This window comes from Streptomyces sp. NPDC001157 (assembly GCF_053598255.1).
Map to the genome: position 1 here is coordinate 205,029 of NZ_JBSFJW010000007.1, position 16,208 is coordinate 221,236.

Annotated in this window: 20 protein-coding genes and 1 tRNA gene; 13 read left to right on the top strand and 8 right to left on the bottom strand. The window is 67.9% G+C overall.

Translation table 11 applies throughout. The features are described 5' to 3' along the window. Positions 1 to 182 precede the first annotated feature (182 nt). Positions 183 to 857: an LAETG motif-containing sortase-dependent surface protein gene (locus tag ACWDAG_RS15725; RefSeq protein ID WP_450696140.1), complete on the top strand. Its 675-nt coding sequence runs from the start codon at positions 183 to 185 to the stop codon at positions 855 to 857. A 486-nt stretch (positions 858 to 1,343) separates the two neighbouring features. Here ACWDAG_RS15725 and ACWDAG_RS15730 read toward each other — a convergent pair whose 3' ends face one another. Next, positions 1,344 to 1,664 (bottom strand): DUF6344 domain-containing protein, encoded by a 321-nt coding sequence (locus ACWDAG_RS15730; RefSeq protein ID WP_450696141.1) that lies wholly within the window; start codon positions 1,662 to 1,664, stop codon positions 1,344 to 1,346. A gap of 327 nt (positions 1,665 to 1,991) precedes the next feature. On the opposite strand from ACWDAG_RS15730, the gene ACWDAG_RS15735 reads away from it, so the two are divergent. Both ACWDAG_RS15735 and ACWDAG_RS15740 read left to right on the top strand, forming a co-directional pair. Further along, positions 1,992 to 2,120 (top strand): DLW-39 family protein, encoded by a 129-nt coding sequence (locus ACWDAG_RS15735; RefSeq protein ID WP_003999697.1) that lies wholly within the window; start codon positions 1,992 to 1,994, stop codon positions 2,118 to 2,120. Between the two features lie 64 nt (positions 2,121 to 2,184). Continuing rightward, complete coding sequence (locus ACWDAG_RS15740) at positions 2,185 to 3,609, top strand: hypothetical protein (RefSeq protein ID WP_450696142.1); 1,425 nt, start codon at positions 2,185 to 2,187, stop codon at positions 3,607 to 3,609. A gap of 96 nt (positions 3,610 to 3,705) precedes the next feature. Here the strand turns inward: ACWDAG_RS15740 and ACWDAG_RS15745 are convergent, their stop codons facing one another. Together ACWDAG_RS15745 and ACWDAG_RS15750 are read right to left on the bottom strand one after the other, a co-directional pair. Beyond that, entirely contained in the window at positions 3,706 to 5,259 is a 1,554-nt protein-coding gene (locus ACWDAG_RS15745) for a protein kinase domain-containing protein (RefSeq protein ID WP_450696143.1), read from the bottom strand. A 172-nt stretch (positions 5,260 to 5,431) separates the two neighbouring features. After that, on the bottom strand, positions 5,432 to 5,980 hold the full coding sequence (locus ACWDAG_RS15750) for a helix-turn-helix domain-containing protein (protein ID WP_030938997.1): 549 nt from the start codon (positions 5,978 to 5,980) through the stop codon (positions 5,432 to 5,434). Positions 5,981 to 6,161: 181 nt separating this feature from the next. On the opposite strand from ACWDAG_RS15750, the gene ACWDAG_RS15755 reads away from it, so the two are divergent. Beyond that, positions 6,162 to 6,234, top strand: a tRNA-Ala gene (locus ACWDAG_RS15755). A gap of 120 nt (positions 6,235 to 6,354) precedes the next feature. Here the strand turns inward: ACWDAG_RS15755 and ACWDAG_RS15760 are convergent. Then, positions 6,355 to 6,606, bottom strand: coding sequence for a hypothetical protein (locus ACWDAG_RS15760; RefSeq protein ID WP_450696144.1), 252 nt, complete (start codon positions 6,604 to 6,606; stop codon positions 6,355 to 6,357). A gap of 16 nt (positions 6,607 to 6,622) precedes the next feature. Further along, positions 6,623 to 6,799 carry a TetR family transcriptional regulator gene (locus ACWDAG_RS15765; protein ID WP_450696145.1) on the bottom strand — a complete coding sequence of 59 codons (177 nt, stop codon included), beginning with the start codon at positions 6,797 to 6,799 and terminating at the stop codon, positions 6,623 to 6,625. A gap of 365 nt (positions 6,800 to 7,164) precedes the next feature. Here ACWDAG_RS15765 and ACWDAG_RS15770 point away from each other — a divergent pair, with 365 nt between their 5' ends. Continuing rightward, the gene (locus ACWDAG_RS15770) at positions 7,165 to 7,623 is read left to right on the top strand and encodes a hypothetical protein (RefSeq protein ID WP_450696146.1); all 459 of its coding nucleotides are present in this window, start codon (positions 7,165 to 7,167) and stop codon (positions 7,621 to 7,623) included. A 16-nt stretch (positions 7,624 to 7,639) separates the two neighbouring features. On the opposite strand, the gene ACWDAG_RS15775 is transcribed toward ACWDAG_RS15770, so the two are convergent. Then, a complete protein-coding gene (locus tag ACWDAG_RS15775; RefSeq protein ID WP_450696147.1) occupies positions 7,640 to 8,341 on the bottom strand; it encodes a DUF5324 family protein in 702 nt (233 codons plus the stop codon). A gap of 362 nt (positions 8,342 to 8,703) precedes the next feature. On the opposite strand from ACWDAG_RS15775, the gene ACWDAG_RS15780 reads away from it, so the two are divergent. Both ACWDAG_RS15780 and ACWDAG_RS15785 read left to right on the top strand, forming a co-directional pair. Further along, positions 8,704 to 9,237: a peptidylprolyl isomerase gene (locus tag ACWDAG_RS15780; protein ID WP_030939002.1), complete on the top strand. Its 534-nt coding sequence runs from the start codon at positions 8,704 to 8,706 to the stop codon at positions 9,235 to 9,237. Positions 9,238 to 9,365: 128 nt separating this feature from the next. Then, positions 9,366 to 10,274: a rhomboid family intramembrane serine protease gene (locus tag ACWDAG_RS15785; protein ID WP_450696148.1), complete on the top strand. Its 909-nt coding sequence runs from the start codon at positions 9,366 to 9,368 to the stop codon at positions 10,272 to 10,274. Positions 10,275 to 10,556: 282 nt separating this feature from the next. On the opposite strand, the gene crgA is transcribed toward ACWDAG_RS15785, so the two are convergent. Then, a complete protein-coding gene (gene crgA / locus ACWDAG_RS15790; RefSeq protein ID WP_450696149.1) occupies positions 10,557 to 10,811 on the bottom strand; it encodes a cell division protein CrgA in 255 nt (84 codons plus the stop codon). Between the two features lie 142 nt (positions 10,812 to 10,953). Here crgA and ACWDAG_RS15795 point away from each other — a divergent pair, with 142 nt between their 5' ends. Genes ACWDAG_RS15795 through ACWDAG_RS15820 form a run of 6 tightly spaced genes read left to right on the top strand, consistent with a single transcriptional unit; the run spans position 10,954 to position 15,282 of the window. Beyond that, the gene (locus ACWDAG_RS15795) at positions 10,954 to 11,733 is read left to right on the top strand and encodes a DUF881 domain-containing protein (protein WP_450696150.1); all 780 of its coding nucleotides are present in this window, start codon (positions 10,954 to 10,956) and stop codon (positions 11,731 to 11,733) included. A 24-nt stretch (positions 11,734 to 11,757) separates the two neighbouring features. Next, on the top strand, positions 11,758 to 12,450 hold the full coding sequence (locus tag ACWDAG_RS15800) for a class E sortase (RefSeq protein ID WP_450696151.1): 693 nt from the start codon (positions 11,758 to 11,760) through the stop codon (positions 12,448 to 12,450). Positions 12,451 to 12,467: 17 nt separating this feature from the next. Further along, the gene (locus ACWDAG_RS15805; RefSeq protein ID WP_390669280.1) at positions 12,468 to 12,665 is read left to right on the top strand and encodes a hypothetical protein; all 198 of its coding nucleotides are present in this window, start codon (positions 12,468 to 12,470) and stop codon (positions 12,663 to 12,665) included. After that, a complete protein-coding gene (locus ACWDAG_RS15810; RefSeq protein WP_030939022.1) occupies positions 12,662 to 13,300 on the top strand; it encodes an aminodeoxychorismate/anthranilate synthase component II in 639 nt (212 codons plus the stop codon). The genes ACWDAG_RS15805 and ACWDAG_RS15810 overlap by 4 nt, the downstream gene beginning before the upstream one ends. Continuing rightward, the gene (locus ACWDAG_RS15815) at positions 13,297 to 14,517 is read left to right on the top strand and encodes a class E sortase (protein ID WP_450696152.1); all 1,221 of its coding nucleotides are present in this window, start codon (positions 13,297 to 13,299) and stop codon (positions 14,515 to 14,517) included. The genes ACWDAG_RS15810 and ACWDAG_RS15815 overlap by 4 nt, the downstream gene beginning before the upstream one ends. Before the next feature lie 6 nt (positions 14,518 to 14,523). Beyond that, entirely contained in the window at positions 14,524 to 15,282 is a 759-nt protein-coding gene (locus tag ACWDAG_RS15820; protein WP_450696153.1) for a class E sortase, read from the top strand. Between the two features lie 57 nt (positions 15,283 to 15,339). On the opposite strand, the gene ACWDAG_RS15825 is transcribed toward ACWDAG_RS15820, so the two are convergent. Then, positions 15,340 to 15,882, bottom strand: a complete 543-nt coding sequence (locus tag ACWDAG_RS15825; RefSeq protein WP_450696154.1) for a restriction endonuclease — start codon at positions 15,880 to 15,882, stop codon at positions 15,340 to 15,342. Positions 15,883 to 16,208 lie beyond the last annotated feature (326 nt).

Sequence of the window (16,208 nt, forward strand, 5' to 3'; positions counted from 1 at the left end):
GGAGCCGACGGGCCGTCTCTCGCAGCCGGGGGGCAGGTCCGTTGACAGATCGCCAGGGTGCAATGATGAGCCGCTCCGATCGGGCTTCCGGCCCCCTCGAAGCCTTTCGCGGGTGTGTGCCCGCGGCGAACGGGTGCCCGCATCCGGCCACCCTTCGTGGAACGTTCCCTGGGGAGGGACCCGTGACATTCAAGCGTGCCGTCACCCTTGCCGCTGCGACCGCGACGGCTGCCGTGCTCCTGGCCTCCGGAAGCGCCTATGCCTGCAGCATCAGCGACTTCACCGCGAAGGCGACATGCGACACCAGCACGGGCGAGGCTCGGGCCGCCATCACGGTCACGGACAAGGATCCCTCCGGCACGCCTGCGGACATCACCGTTCGGATGCGGATGGCGGTTGGTAGCGATGGCGAGACCGTCGGCACCGGGCACATCGAGCACCCCACCGCGGCAGGTGTGAGCACGACGGTCCTGGTGCCGTGGGTGCAGGGCTACCAGTGGAACATCTACGTGACGGCGGGCAACTTCCACGAAGAGCTGTTGACGAACCTGCCGATCTCCCCGGACACCCCCTGCGTGGCCACCTCCTCCCACCCCTCCAGCACCCCGACCGGCCCGGCCCCCTCGGCATCGCCGACCGTCACCGCGACGCCGACCTCTCCGGCCGCCGCACCTGCGACCTCTACGTCCCCAGTCCCCTCGACGTCCGCGTCCTCGCCGGCTGCGGGCACCGGACTCGCCGAGACCGGAGGCGGCAGTGACACCACTCTCATCGGCGGATCGGCCGCCGTGGTGATCACGGCTGGCGCAGGCGTGCTGTTCGCGGTGCGACGCCGTACGGCAGCCGCACGGCACTGACCCCCGATGGCCGGCGCCCCGACCTGGACGAAGGACCCGGACTCCTCGGCTTTTGTTCCGGAGCGGCGATGGTGCTTTCCACCGTAGCTTTGGGGCTCGTCGCACCCAGTGCAGTGCTTATGGTCCGGGGCGGCGCATTCACGAAGGCTCGTCGTGCTGGCGACGGCGACTGAGTGCCGCCCTCAATCCCTATCCAGGACGACTGTCGAGTGGGCGACTGGTGTCTGACACCAGCGGTTGACACCGACAGCGGCGGACGAGGGCGGATCAGGGCGAACCCTGGTGACCACGCACGCGCGGCATGGCAGCCAAGATCCAGTGGCTAGAGCTCGCAATGATCGACCTGATAAGGATGAGGCCACAGGTTCAAATCCTGTTAGCCCCACAGCACGAAGAAGACCCCCAACCGATTCAGGTTGGGGGTCTTCTTCGTGGGCGGTTCGGGTACGCAAGTTCGCCGTTACGCCAGGTTGCAGGGGCGGTGCCTCACAGCTGTAGGGGAGTGGCCGGCTGTGAGGGGTCCGCGGCCGTCTCCATCTCCGTGAGCGGGCTGTGGCGGCAGCTGGGGGACTTTCCGTGGGCCTCGGCGCGGATGCGCTGCTTCATCGTGGGGGGCAGGGCCCTGGCGTAGGTCCAGGACCAGTGGGATGCCGTCGGCATCGTCACCGGCGCGCTGCAGTTGCCGGTCGCCTCGGTCTGCGGTACCGCCGCGGCGGCGGTCGTCGTGATGAGTCCGAGCGTCGTGCACAGCGCCAGGAAGGCGGTGACGAGGACGTTCCACAGCTTCATGACCTGGTTCTGGGCCATGGCCCCTCACTTTCGGGTCGGGCGATTTGCGTACTTTCCTCATGATGTGTATCGGGGCCGCGAAGTGGTGGACCGACGCCCGTGGCGCGGCGATGTTCAGATGAACAACACCCGGATGGGCGCAAACGGCTCGTAAATAGGAGAATGGGGAGCAAAGTAACCGTCCGTGGGGGTGTGATCACCCTCAGATCGGAGCGGTGACCTCCGGTTCTACTGCGGTTTGCCGGAGGGGAGTTGAGGGTCCACGCAGGTCACCGATCGGTATCGGTCGGTGTGTATAGTCGGGCGCCAGAGGTCCCCTACGTCAAGGAAAGACGAGGTCGCGCGGTGAAGAAGCTTCTCCTGGTCGCACTGGCCGCCATCGGCGGGCTCCTCGTGTACCGCCAGATCCAGGCGGATCGCGCCGAGCAGGATCTGTGGACGGAGGCGACTGACTCCGTGCCCACGGGTTCGTGAGTATCGACAACGGAATCTGAACAGACCCCGGCCGTCCTTGCGGTCGGGGTTTTGTGTTGCCCGGATGAGGCGCACCCTCGCGGGGCAGGATGGGCCACGGTCCAGCGGTCAGGACGACGACGAGGGGTGGCGCGTGATGGGGCGGCGTACGGCGTGGTGGCGCGCGAGGGCATGGCGCGAGCGTCCGTCGGCACGCGCGCGCGTGGCGGCCGTCGCAGCGGTGCTGTGCACGGCAGCTGCGACACCCTGGGCGACCGCCGCCGCGGCGGCAGCCGAAACCCCCGGCACCGGCGTCTCCACCGCTGCCTCCTCCTACGCCTTCGCGGAGGATGCACAGCCTGTGGACGGAGCGAAGGGAACCACGGACGCCCAGCTCCTGGAAGCCGGCAAGACCTACCGCAGCTCCATCCTCAGGAACGCGAAGGTCTACTACGGCCTTGATCTCGACGCCGCGTCCAACGCGTACGTGTCCGTCACCGCGATCCCTCGCGCGGACGCCACGCTCTCCATCACCGACGGCATCAGGGTGTCGGTGCAGGACGCCCACAACCACTCCTGTTCCAACGAGCGCGCCCGCTTCGGCGCCGCCAAGAGCCCGCACCCCATCACGGCCTGGGGCGCACGAACGACCTCCCCGGCCGCCCCTCTGTGCCAGGGGGCCGGCACCTACTACGTCGTCGTCGAACGCACCGGTACGGCCGACTCCTCGCCCGGCGCCTGGGACCTGGAGATCACCACCACAACCGAACCGCGCCTGAAGCAGGCCGGTGCGACCAGCCCGCCCAAGGTGTGGAACTCCGCCTCACCCACCCCCGTCTCGGGCGCCGTCCAGCGGAGCCAGGGCGGCGCGGGCTTCTCCCGGGCGGCCACCGTGGGACGGGGCGTCTGGAGCGCCGAGATCACGCCCGGGCAGACGCTCTTCTACAAGGTCCCGGTCGGCTGGGGCCAACAGCCGTCCGCCACGGCCGAACTGAGCCGAGCGAACGGCGACGGCCACGGCTACGCCATCGACGCCCTGGCCCTCACGCTCTACAACCCCGTCCGCGCCGACGTCGAGGACGCGAACATCGGCTACGACGGCAAGCAGAAGTCGGCCTCCCTCGCCGCGGTGCCTGCCGTCGACTACACCAACCGCTACGCCATCCCCGACCGCGTGAACGGAATGCGGTTCGCCGGTTCGTACTACCTGGTGGTGCACCTCGCCGCAGCAGTGGCCGACAAGTTCGGCGACGGACCGTTCGGGCTGACGCTGAGCGTCGGGGTCGAGGGCGCGGCGCAGGACGGCCCCGCGTACGAGGGGCAGTCCGTGCCGGGGAACGTCTTCGAGGTCACCGCTCAGGACCGGCAGGCAGCCGCGCAGGGCGGGACCGCAGACGCCCACGCCACGATGAAGGCGGTCGCCGCGGGTGGGATCGGAGCGGGCACGGTCGTGCTCGTCGTGCTCGGGGTGTGGACGGTCGCGGCCCGGCGGAGAGCACGAGCCTTGTAGGCCCGGCGTACGGCCTCGGCGCGGGGCAGAGGCCCGGTGAGGTCCTGCGGCCCTCGGGTCGGAGGGCGGCGGACGGTTGCTCGGACAGACGGTTGCTCAGATACGGGTCAGCGCCCAGAAACCCACGGCGTAGCAGGTCAGCGCGAGAAGCAGGAGCGGGATCGCCACCTTGGCGGGCGGTCCGGGACGACGTGCGGGGCGGGCGCGATGGCTGCGGCGCGTCGTCTCCTGCGAGATTGCCTGCGCGGGAGGTGGAACCTGGGGGACCTGGGCGGTGTACGAAACAGTAGAGACATCAGCGCGCTGGTACGGCGTCGGCGTCGGCGTCAGGGCATGGGCCTGGGCCGGGGGCAGCGGCGTGTGCGACTGGGGGGAGGGCAGTACATGCGTGGGGTCGTGTGGGGAGGCGTGGGCGGGCTGGTACTGGCTGCCCTGGTGGGGGTGCGCCTGTGCGTGGGGCATTGGCGGCTGTGGAGCGGGAGTTCGGGCGGAGGAGGCGGTGGCCTGCGGGGGCGGCAGATGGAAGCTGCCGGTGTCCGACATGCTGGGCGGCTGCGTGGAGGCGGACGGCTCCGGCCGGTGCCCGGGGCCCTGGCGCGGATCGGGCAGCGGCGTGACGCCCGTGGACGCGACCATGTCCGCGTCCGACGCGGACGAGAGGGAGGACGCCTCTGCCTCAACAGACCGCTCAACTCGCCGCGATGGGACCTCACTTACACCGGTCTCGTGAGTGTCAGCGTCCCTCCTCTCCTCGACCCCCGGTGCGGCTTTGAGAGGTCCCGAAGGAGCGAACCCCGGCGGGAGCGGGCCGAGTTGGTCGAAGATCTCGATCAACTCGTCGTCGGGACCCGGTTCCGGCAACAACTCCCTGGCGGAGGCGAGCGCCTTGCGCGCCCCTGTGGCCGTGCGGAACCGGGCCTGCGGGTCGGGCTGCAGCAGCGTCGCCACAACCTGCCACAGCGGTTCGGGAATGCCCTTGGGCGCGCTGGGTGTCCCGTGCGCCGCGAAGTACTGGATGAGCGCCTTGGCGTCCGGCTTGGCGCCCTCCAGCAGATACAACGCGAGCAGTCCCACCGCGAACAGGTCGGCGGGAAAGTCCGGTTCCGCGCCCATCATCTGCTCGGGCGCGAGATAACCCGGCGTCCCCACCACGAGATTGGTCTCCGTCAGACGCGGTTCACCCAGCCGCATGGCGATGCCGAAGTCGGACAACCGCAGCCGCGGCCGGCCCGTGCCGGTGGCTTCCAGCAGGACATTGGCCGGCTTGATGTCGCGGTGCACCACATCCTCCGCATGTACCGCGGCCAGCCCCGAAAGCAGCTGGTCCAGCAAGGTGCACACGAAGGCCGGGGGCAGGGGGCCGTAGTCCCCGACCAGATGAACCAGCGAGCCGCCGGCGACGAGGTCCATGGTGAACAGGACCTTGTCGTCGTCGGCGGCCCAGCTGGCGGGCGCCAGCACATGGGGGTGATCGATACGCAGAGCCTGCTCGCGGACGAAGCGCAGCAGAGAGTGCGCGTCGCGCTGCTGCAGCACCTTGGCGGCCACATAGCGGCGGCGGCGGTGGTCCCAGGCACGCCAGACAGCGCCGACTCCTCCGCGCCCGATCGGGTCGACCAGTTCGTACCGGCCGGCGAAGACCTCACCCATGGCTGTGCGTCGCTCCTCCCCCTTCGGCTACCCCCTTGCCTGCCCCTCGACGGGTGATACGACTCCCCCCAGCGCCGTTCCTCGACGAGTGTGATGAGTGATACGAGCCCCCGCGCTTCTCCTCGGCCGTCGGCCCGGCTGCCGAACCCCCTTCGGCGACCGGGCCACGGGCTCAGCTCTGGTGCGACTGGTAGTGCGTGACCGCGTCGGAAGTGCGGCCGGCGCCGTACACCCGGAGGAACTCTGCCAGTTCCGGATGACTGGGGGCGAGAGTGTCCGCGGCGTCGATGATGTCGCCCGCAGCGGCCACCGAGCGCAGCAGCGACTGGATCTCGCGGACCACCCGCTTGACCGTGGGCGCTCCCGAACTGCTCGTCGTGGTCGTGGTGTTGCTGAGCACCGAGCCCCCCTGCGACTTCTTGATCTCTTCCATGCGCTCCGTGGCCTCGGCCGCGCTCACGCTGCCGTCCGCGACCTGCCCCGCCAGGTCCTGCAGCAGCTGCACCCGCTGCACAACAGCCGGGTTGCCGATCTTCGCCCGCTGGCCGCTCATCAACTGCGACAGCATCGGAGCGGACAGCCCGAGCACCCCCGCGAGACGGGCCTGGTTGAGTCCAAGATCTTCTATGAGCTTACGGAAGAGCGCCCCCAACGGCTCCCCGTACCAGTTCCGCTGCAGTTCCCGCGCTCTTGCGGTCGCTTCCTGCTGTGCGGCGTCCATTGCGTCTCCCCATCGCTTCCCCAAGTACTGTGGTTCGCTGTAGCGAACCACGCCGAGCATCTTACGGAGAGTGGTCGTCCACGGGGACCCCCAATCTTTTTGCGAGATCCCGGGGGTGACCCGGTACTCTGGTCTGCGGCACCCACCGGTAGGCGCTTCTTCCGGGGGATGCTCCCTTTCCGGGGCCTTAGCTCAGTTGGTAGAGCGCTGTCTTTGCATGGCAGATGTCAGGGGTTCGACTCCCCTAGGCTCCACACCGGATCCCCTCCGACCTGCGGAAACGCAGTGCGGAGGGGATTTTTCGCTCCCGCGACCGACATCACGAGGCCGGCCCCCTCCCGCCTCCCGCCGCGGCGGACCGCCGAGCGCCCTGGTCAGCCGGTGACGGCCCCTACCTCGATGTCGGCCTCGGCCCGGTCCTCGTCCCGCGCCGTCGCGGCCGCCGGGTCGGTGGCGCCCTCCGGGCGCAGGCGCGAGATGGCCGCCGGATGGGCCACGGACGGCAGAATGTGACGCCACATCACGGCGACCCGCCCGCGCAGATCGGCTCGCCGGTTGATGGCCTCGGACACCAACCGGACACCGGTGAACGCGGCGACGACGAACTCCGCGGTCTCCCTGGGCACCACCTGGGGGAGAACCTCACCCTGCTTCTGCCCGGTGCTCCACCGGGACCAGACCGGTCTGCTTGCCCATGATCGCCTGGGCCGGCGACTCTTTGGACGGGAAGTGGAAGTACATCGCACCCTTGGTGACCTTCGCCCGGCGCAGGATCTCCGAGGTGGCCGCGCGTTCGCTGTAGTCACCCCACCGAACCACCCGGTCTGTTTCCGTAGGCTCTCCGAGGGCGGTGGCGCGAGGAGTGATGTCGTCCTGACCTGCCTATGCTTGCGCGACAGTGATGTCCACCACGTGACTCGTGCCATTTCCTCATGAAGAAAAAGAGGGCGAGCGGTCTGGTTCCTGCTGTCGGTCCGTTGGCTGCCTGCCTCACAAGCGGCCAACCGCGTTCCATCTGGGCATGGACAAGATCCTGGTCGTGGGCGGCACCGGGTTCATCGTTCGGCCGCCCTGCGCGCACTGACCGGAGACCGACCACCCTGCGGGACATCTGCCAGTCAATGTCGACGGCACCGCGCCCTGCTGTCGAGGCAGAACGCGCCGGCGTCCACCGAACCCTCCTGGTGAGCACCACCGCCGGCGTCCCCGACGTTGCCGAACTCCTGCAGCGGGTACCGGCGTTGCCGGAAAACGGCCGGGCCCTCCTCTCCCTGGTGGCGGTCGACGACCTGGCCCGACTGCTGGCCACCCTCGCCCGGGCAACCCGAGCCATCCCACTCGGCACCGTGCACCATGCCGCCCATCCGCACCCACCGATACTGCGCGAGTTCGTCGCCCTGCTCGGCGAAACGCTCGGCCTGCCGGTCCCCCAGCACGGCCTCGCCCTCGACGACTACCTGACCCGCCTGCACACGACACCCGGAAAAGTCAGCGCACACCAGGCTGAGCGAGGCAGCCCCCCGGCACCGAAAGGCGCTGACGCCACGGACGCCGTCAGCGAGGTGACTGCGCCGCCAGACGTGTTTCACGTGAAACACAGCCGTGGGGCGGAAGACCCTCAAGTCTCCCGCCCCACGCCGTAGTTGGGCCCACGGCACGTCACCGGCTGTCGTCGCGCCGCGCGGCCTCCTCCTCGGCCTCCTTGGCCTGCACCTCAGGGTCGAGCAAGGACTGACCACTGCCGTCCACCGACGACAGCCGGTTCGACTCCGGAACCTCCGTCGCAGCAGGCGGCTCGACCAGCCAGTCAGGGTTGGCCTGCTTGTCCCACCACTTCCAGGCAGCGAAAGCACCGCCCGCGAGAGCACCGAGCACCAGCAGCACCTTCGCCGCACTCCCGGCCCTCGCCCGACGCTCATGCCGACGAGCCAGTTTCTGAATCTCCTTCGGCGAGACCTGACCGCGCAGCGCAGCCAATGCGGCCGCACCGCGCGCGGCGGCCTCGTCCCTGACAGGTCCGGCCACAGCCACCGCCTGCTCCAGCCTCGGCCGGGAATAGTCGGCGGCCTGCCGGGCCGCCTGCCGGGTGCGGACGGCAGCCTCATGGGCGGCCTGGTCGACCTTCGGCGGCACATGCGTACGGGCCAGCTCCAGACGCGGCGCGACATGGGCGTCGTACTGGACGCGGGCCTGATCCGCGGCTTGGGACACCTTCGGCGCGAGCCGTACGCGTGCCTCGTGTGCGTAGTGTGCGGCCCTGTCCTTGGCCGTGTCGGCGTAGGGCGCCACCACTTCCGCGGCGTGCAGCACGCTGTCCTTCGCCGAACCGGTCGCGGCGCGCACGCTGTCGATGCGGGTCACGGGTTCCTCCTCCTCGGTGGCGTACGGTATTTCGACTTTCCACCCTTTTACGGATCATGCCTGTCAACCGACAACGGGGCATGTGAGGGCGGGCATCCGGGTCATGCACACCGACTCAGGACCATCCCGATCAAGAGCTGATCAAGAGTCGATCGAGTCCAATAGAGGATGAATACGGGGCAACAGGCGCTTGTCGTCGACAATGCCACGGATCGCCGTCGAGCGCTCCCGGCCCGGACACACTCGACCGGTTTTCTGCAGGCAACATCCCCCGCCGAGCACCCACAGACGGGCGCCGGGCGACGCACGACCCAGACCGTGCGAGGATCAGGGGGTCACAGGAAGACAACGGAAGGCAGATCGTGGCTGAGCAGCTTTACGCCACCCTGAAGACCAACAACGGCGACATCGAAGTCCGGCTCCTGCCGAACCACGCGCCCAAGACGGTCCGGAACTTTGTCGAGCTCGCCACGGGCGAGCGTGAGTGGGTCAACCCGGAGACGGGCCAGAAGACCACGGACAAGCTCTACGACGGCACGGTCTTCCACCGGGTGATCAGCGGATTCATGATCCAGGGCGGAGACCCCCTGGGCAACGGCACCGGTGGTCCCGGCTACCAGTTCGAGGACGAATTCCACCCCGACCTCTCCTTCAACAAGCCCTACCTGCTGGCCATGGCCAACGCCGGTCCGGGCACCAACGGCTCGCAGTTCTTCATCACCGTCTCCCCCACGACGTGGCTGAACCGCAAGCACACCATCTTCGGCGAGGTCACCGACGCGGCCAGCCAGAAGGTGATCGACGCCATCGCCACCACCCAGACCAACCCCCGCACCGACCGCCCGGTCAACGACGTCGTCATCGAGTCCGTCGTCGTCGAGACCCGCGAGGGCTGAGACCCACGAGGACCCCACCCGCAAGGTCGAGTCCCCGCACAGCAGGAACCAAACGCCCCGCTCATCCGTAAAGATGGGCGGGGCGGTGCATTTGTGCACGGCACCCGAACGACGACCTAGGGGATCTCATGGACCAGGCGCCAGGCAGCCCACAGGGCCCGGACGACCAGGGACCCCGGCACGCCCAGAGCCTGCCCGGCTGCTACCGCCACCCCGACCGCGAGACCGGCATCCGCTGCACCCGCTGCGAACGCCCCATCTGCCCCGAGTGCATGGTCAACGCCTCCGTCGGCTTCCAGTGCCCCGAATGCGCCCGCGGCGACTCCGGCACCGGACACAGCCCGGCCGCGGCCCGGCCCCGGACCATCGCCGGCGGCACCGTCGCCGCCGACCCCCGCCTGCTCACCAAAATCCTCATCGGGATCAACGTGGCGGTGTTCATCGCCGTCCACGTACAGACCTCGCTCCTGGACCACCTCGTCCTCATCGGCGAATGGCCCCCGGCACCCTTCAAAGCCACCCAGGGAGTCGCCGACGGCGAGTGGTACCGCCTGGTGACCGCAATGTTCACGCACCAGGAGCCCTGGCACATCGGCTTCAACATGCTCAGCCTCTGGTGGCTCGGCGGCCCCCTCGAAGCCGCCCTCGGACGCGCCCGCTACCTCTCCCTCTACTTCGTCTCGGGCCTGGCCGGCAGTGCCCTCACTTATCTGCTGGCCGCACCGTCAGAAGCCTCCCTCGGAGCCTCCGGCGCCATCTTCGGCCTCTTCGGCGCCACCGCCGTCCTCATGCGCCGCCTCAACTACGACATGCGGCCGATCATCGCCCTGCTGGTGATCAACCTGATCTTCACCTTCGGCTGGAGCAACATCGCCTGGCAGGCCCACATCGGCGGCCTCGTCGCCGGCGTCATCACCGGCTACGCCATGGTCCACGCTCCACGTGAACACCGCGCCCTCGTCCAGTACGGCACCTGCGCCCTGGTCCTGGTCGTCGTGGTGGTCCTCACCCTGCTCAGGACGGCTCAGCTCACCTGATGTGCCCGCTTGTCCACAGCGCGTGGCCAATCTTGTGCATAGTGTGCAGGAACAGCTGTGCCCCCTGTCACTGACCGGTGTTTCCGCAGGTCAGGAAGGGGGCGAACAGGCTTGCGGTTGCCGGTGTGCCAGTCACACCGGCGTCAACATTCGTTGGGTTATCCACAGACGGTCGTTGGATGGTCGTTCTTTTCCCCAGCGTGTGGAAACCGGCTGTGGATAACTCAGCGGATAGTCCTGGGCAGAGCTGAGTTCACCGGCCCGTGGTCGTGGCTTCGACTGTTACTTCCACTGAGTGGAGACGCCGAATCCGGCGGCGATGAAGCCGAAGCCCACCACGATGTTCCAGTTGTCCAGCGCATCGATGGGCAGCGAACCGTCGGTCACGTAGAAGACGACGATCCAGGCCAGGCCGATGAGGAACATGGCCAGCATGACGGGTGCGACCCAGGCGCGGCTGGTCAGCTTGATGCTGGTCGCCTGCTTCGCCGGCGGCGGCGTGTAGTCGGCCTTCTTGCGGATACGTGACTTCGGCACGAGGGTCTCTCCTGTCGATGCGCTGCGTGGCCGCGCAGGGAACTGTGGCTGGCTCCGGAGCAGCGTACAAGGGGACTCTTAGCGCTCCCCCGGGCGTCCGTTAGCGTAGTGGTTCCGCGGCGCCGAAGGAGATAAGGGTACGTTGAGCAATTCTGCCGACTCCCCCCAGGACGGATCCAGTCCTGCCCGCGGCCGCCGTTTCAGGCCGGTGCGGGTGCTCACGGTGGCCGTCTTCGCCCTCGCGGGGCTCATTTTCTTCACCAGTTTCAACACGGCCAAGGGCACCAATATCCGTACGGACACGTCCTTGCTGAAGCTTTCCGACCTCATCCAGGAGCGCAGCCGTAAGAACGGCGAACTGGACGAGTCCAACGGCTCCCTGCGCCGGGAGGTCGAGTCCCTCGCCGAGCGTGACGACGGCAGCACCAAGGCGCAGGACGAGAAGCTCGCGGGCCTGGAGAAGGGTGCGGGCACGCAGAAGCTGAAGGGCGAGGCGATCACCGTCACACTCAACGACGCCCCGCCGGACGCCACCGCCAAGCTGCCCGGCTATCCCGAGCCGCAGCCCGACTACCTGGTCATCCACCAGCAGGATCTGCAGGCCGTGGTGAACGCGCTGTGGCAGGGCGGCGCCAAGGGGATCAAGGTGATGGACCAGCGGCTGATCTCCACCAGTGCCGTGCGCTGCGTGGGCAACACGTTGATCCTTCAGGGGCGCGTCTACTCACCGCCGTACAAGATCACGGCGATCGGGGACCCCGACAAGCTGAACAAGGCGCTGTCGGATTCCACGGCGATCCAGAACTACATGGTCTACGTGAATGTGTATGGCCTCGGCTGGAAAGTGACCCATGACGGGACGGTGACTCTGCCTGGCTACTCGGGCACAGTGGATCTGCACTACGCCCAGCCCGTGGAGTGAACTGAGCCGTTTCGGGAGCTGCCGGTGCGCGTCGTCGTCAGGACCGTCAGTGAACTCTGTATCACCGTGGGCAGCCTGATCGTCCTCTTCGTCGTCTATGTGCTGTTCTGGACCGGCGTGCGGGCGGATGGTGCGATGAGCCATCAGATCGATGTGCTGCACGAGCAGTGGGCGAAGCAGACGGCGCATCCCAGGGTGAGCGCCGGGGCCGGCGGTTCGACCGGCCCCAGGAGGCCGGCACCGTATGTCGCGGGCAAGCCCTTCGCGATCATGTACATTCCGCGGCTTGGTTTCACGTGGAACAAGCCCGTGCTCGAGGACACCGCCGTGGGCACGCTGAAGAAGGGGCTCGGTCACTACGCGAACACCGCGCAGCTGGGGCAGGAGGGCAACTTCGCGGTCGCGGGGCACCGGCGGACGTACGGAGATCCGTTCGTGGACTTCCCCGAGCTGAGGCCGGGTGACGCGGTGGTGCTGACGGACGGGACCACCTGGTTCACGTATCGGATCGACAAAGGGCCCTACAAAACTGTGCCGACGGACGTTGAGGTGATCGATCCTGTCCCACGTAAGTCGGGGTATACGCGTGAGGGCCGCTATCTGACGCTCACCACGTGCGATCCGGAGTGGGGGCACAGCCATCGGCTGATCGTGTGGGCGCACCTGGATTCCACACAGCCTGTGGAGGCCGGGAAACCAGAGGCGCTGCGCCGTTAGTCTGGTGCGGGTACGGCGTGAGTCTGGTGCCGTGGTGGAACGGAAGGGACGGCATGTACGGCTGGATCTGGCGGCATCTGCCGGGAAACGCGTGGGTGAAGGCGCTGATCTCACTCCTGCTGGTCCTGGCCGTGGTCTATGTCCTGTTCCAGTACGTCTTCCCGTGGGCCGAGCCGCTGCTGCCCTTCAACGATGTGACGGTGGACAACCAGTGAGTGCGCGGATTCTCGTCGTCGACAACTACGACAGCTTCGTCTTCAACCTGGTGCAGTACCTGTACCAGCTGGGCGCCGAGTGCGAGGTGCTGCGCAACGACGAGGTGTCGACGGCGCATGCCCAGGACGGGTTCGACGGTGTGCTGCTGTCGCCGGGTCCGGGTACGCCGGAGGAGGCGGGCGTCTGTATCGAGATGGTGCGGCACTGCGCGGCGACCGGTGTCCCGGTGTTCGGTGTCTGCCTGGGCATGCAGTCGATGCAGGTGGCGTACGGCGGTGTGGTGGACCGTGCACCCGAGTTGCTGCACGGCAAGACCTCGCTGGTCGAGCACGAGGGCAGGGGTGTGTTCGCCGGGCTGCCCTCGCCGTTCACGGCGACGCGCTACCACTCGCTGGCCGCGGAGCCGGAGACGGTGCCGGCCGAGCTGGAGGTGACCGCGCGTACGCACGACGGGATCATCATGGGCCTCAGGCACCGTGAACTCCCGGTCGAGGGTGTGCAGTTCCACCCGGAGTCGGTACTGACCGAGCATGGTCACCGGATGCTGGCCAACTGGCTGGTGGAGTGCGGCGACCAGGGGGCCGTGGCGAGGTCTGCGGGGCTCGCCCCGGTGGTGGGCAGGGCCACGGCGTGACCGCGCTGCGCCCCGAGCGCGAGTCCGCCGCCTCGTACGGTCAGGAGCCGTACGAGGGGTACGCCTCGTACGAGGGGTACGAGGCGTCCGGTTCGTTCGAGGCGGCAGGTGCATTCGAGGCCTCCGGTGGGTTCGATGACTGGAACGGCGCTCCGGCGGGGCAGCAGGGGCAGCACGGGGGGTATGCGGCGGCTGCGGAGGAGCCGTATGCGCTGCCGGCGGAGGCGCCGTACGTAGCGCCGCCGGTGGAGGAGCCCGAGCCGTATCTCCCGCCCATCGACGACGAGACGGTGGCTCTGCGGATACCGGAACCCCCGTCGGGCGGTTCCATATCGCCCTCTGACGCCTCAACAGCCACGTCTGCCACAGGAACCCCTCCGGGCGGCCGAGCGGCCCGTAGGAAGGCCGCCAAGCGCCGTCATGGACGCCATGGGGGCGCTCGTACGGCTTCGGAGGCCGCGGAAGGCGCCGAGGAGACGTCCGCCGATGCTTCCCAGGCTCCGCTTTCGCGTGTGGAGGCCCGTCGGCAGGCGCGCGCACGCAAGCCCAGTCCGGGCGTCGTCGCGAGCCGGGCGATCGGTGAGGTGTTCATCACCACCGGCGTGCTGATGCTGCTGTTCGTCACCTACCAGCTGTGGTGGACGAACGTCCGGGCACATGCCTCGGCGGACAAGGAGACCAGCACCCTGCAGAACGACTGGGCGAGCGGCAAGCGCGCTCCGGGCGAGTTCGAGCCGGGCCAGGGCTTCGCGATCCTCCACATCCCCGAGCTGGACGTGGTCGTGCCGATAGCCCAGGGCGTCAGCAACAAGCAGGTGCTGGACAAGGGCATGGTCGGCCACTACAGCGAGGGCAGGCTGAAGACGGCGATGCCCGACGCCAAGACCGGCAACTTCGCGCTCGCGGGCCACCGCAACACGCACGGCGAGCCTTTCCGGTACATCAACAAGCTGAAGAAGGGCGACGAGGTCGTCGTCGAGACGCAGGACAAGTACTTCGTCTACAAGGTGACGTCGACGCTGCCGGTGACGTCACCGAGCAATACGAGCGTGATCGGTCCCGTGCCGCCCCAGTCGGGTTTCACCAAGCCGGGCCGGTACATCACGCTGACGACCTGTACTCCGGAGTTCACCAGCAAGTACCGGTTGATCGTCTGGGGCAAGATGGTCGAGGAACGGCCGCGCAGCAAGGGCAAGCCGGATGCGCTCGTCGAGTAGGGGCAGATGAACGTGGCAGCGACCACCGACGACACTCAAGAGGACATGGACGCGCCCGCGGCGCCACCCGGCCGCCGCCGCGGCATGGGCCGTATCGCGGCGGCGGTGAGCGTCTTCGGTGAACTCCTCATCACGGCGGGCCTGGTGCTGGGCCTGTTCGTCGTCTACTCGCTCTGGTGGACGAACGTCATAGCCGACCGCGCGGCGGACAAGCAGGCCGACAAGGTCCGCGACACATGGGCCCACGAGGGCCGGGACACGGGCCCCGGCGCGTTGGACACCAAGAACGGCATCGGCTTCCTGCACGTCCCCGCCATGAAGAACGGCGAGGTCCTGGTGGAGAAGGGCACGTCGACGGAGGTCCTCAACGACGGCGTGGCCGGCTACTACACGGACCCGGTCAAGGCGACCCTGCCGACCACGGGCAAGAAGGGCAACTTCACGCTGGCCGCCCACCGGGACGGCCATGGCGCGAAGTTCCACAACATCGACAAGCTGAAGGTCGGCGACTCGATCGTCTTCGAGACGAGGGACAAGTGGTACATCTACAAGGTGTACGACGTCCTCGACGAGACCTCGAAGTTCAACGTGAAGGTCATCTCCCAGATCCCGAAGGAGTCGGGGAAGAAGAAGGCCGGGCACTACATCACGCTGACGACTTGCACGCCGGTGTACACGAGCCGGTATCGGTATGTGGTGTGGGGGGAGTTGGTGCGGGTGGAGAAGGTGGACAGTGAGAGGACGCCGCCGAAGGAACTGCGCTGACTGAGCTCCCGCAAGGAGCTCAGTCACCTGGCATGGCCTCTGTCGATCAGGCGGCGCCTACTCCAGGATCTTCAGCGGCTCACTCGCAGCCCACTCCTCCAGCACTCCACGGTGTACGGCGGTAATGCCAGCTTCGGCGGCGATACTCAGAGCCTCACGAGTGAAGGGGCATGTGGCCACGTAAAGGGCCACCTCCGCGCTGAACAGAACCTTGGCCGATCCGACGAACTTCTGGATGTCGGGGCTGGTGATGCTGAGGTAGGGCGCGAACCTCTTGCACTGGACGACGAGGCGCCGCCCGTCGGCCGTGAGCCCGATGATGTCGACTCCCCGGTCTCCTCCCTGTCCGCCCTGCACTAGGACGTCGGTGCATCCGTCGCGGGTCAGCAGTGTGGCGATGTGGCGCTCGAAGGCGCGGCCGTTCATGGCGTCCATGGCGGCCATGACCCCGATGGCGCGGCGGTCGTCCCGTACTTCTTCGAGACGCTGCAGCCGTGCATGGTGTTGGTGCAGCCGTCGTTCGATGCGCTGGACTCCCGCCCGAAGGGCGATCAGTTCCTTCCGATGCTCGCCCGATGCTTCGATCAGGGCGTTGAACATCGGCACGACGGTCTTGCCGAGGATGTGGGTGATGCGCTGGTCGATGCGGTCGTCGAGGGAGTTGTTGCCACCATCGCCGTCGTCACATGCATGCCATCCGGCAACAGCGACAGCGCCTTGACTCGGTCGAGTACGCCCGTGCGTTCCAACACGCTGTCCCGCAGGGACTTCGATTCCAGTAGCACCGTTTCGTTGATCACGTTCTGCCCTTCCGCCTGTGGTGTGGCCGTGCGGCCTGGGCGGAGTTCTGAGACCCCACCTCATCCGATCAACGAGTCGGTACAAATGAAGACACGATCGACACAAGAACAAACGTTGCACGGGGC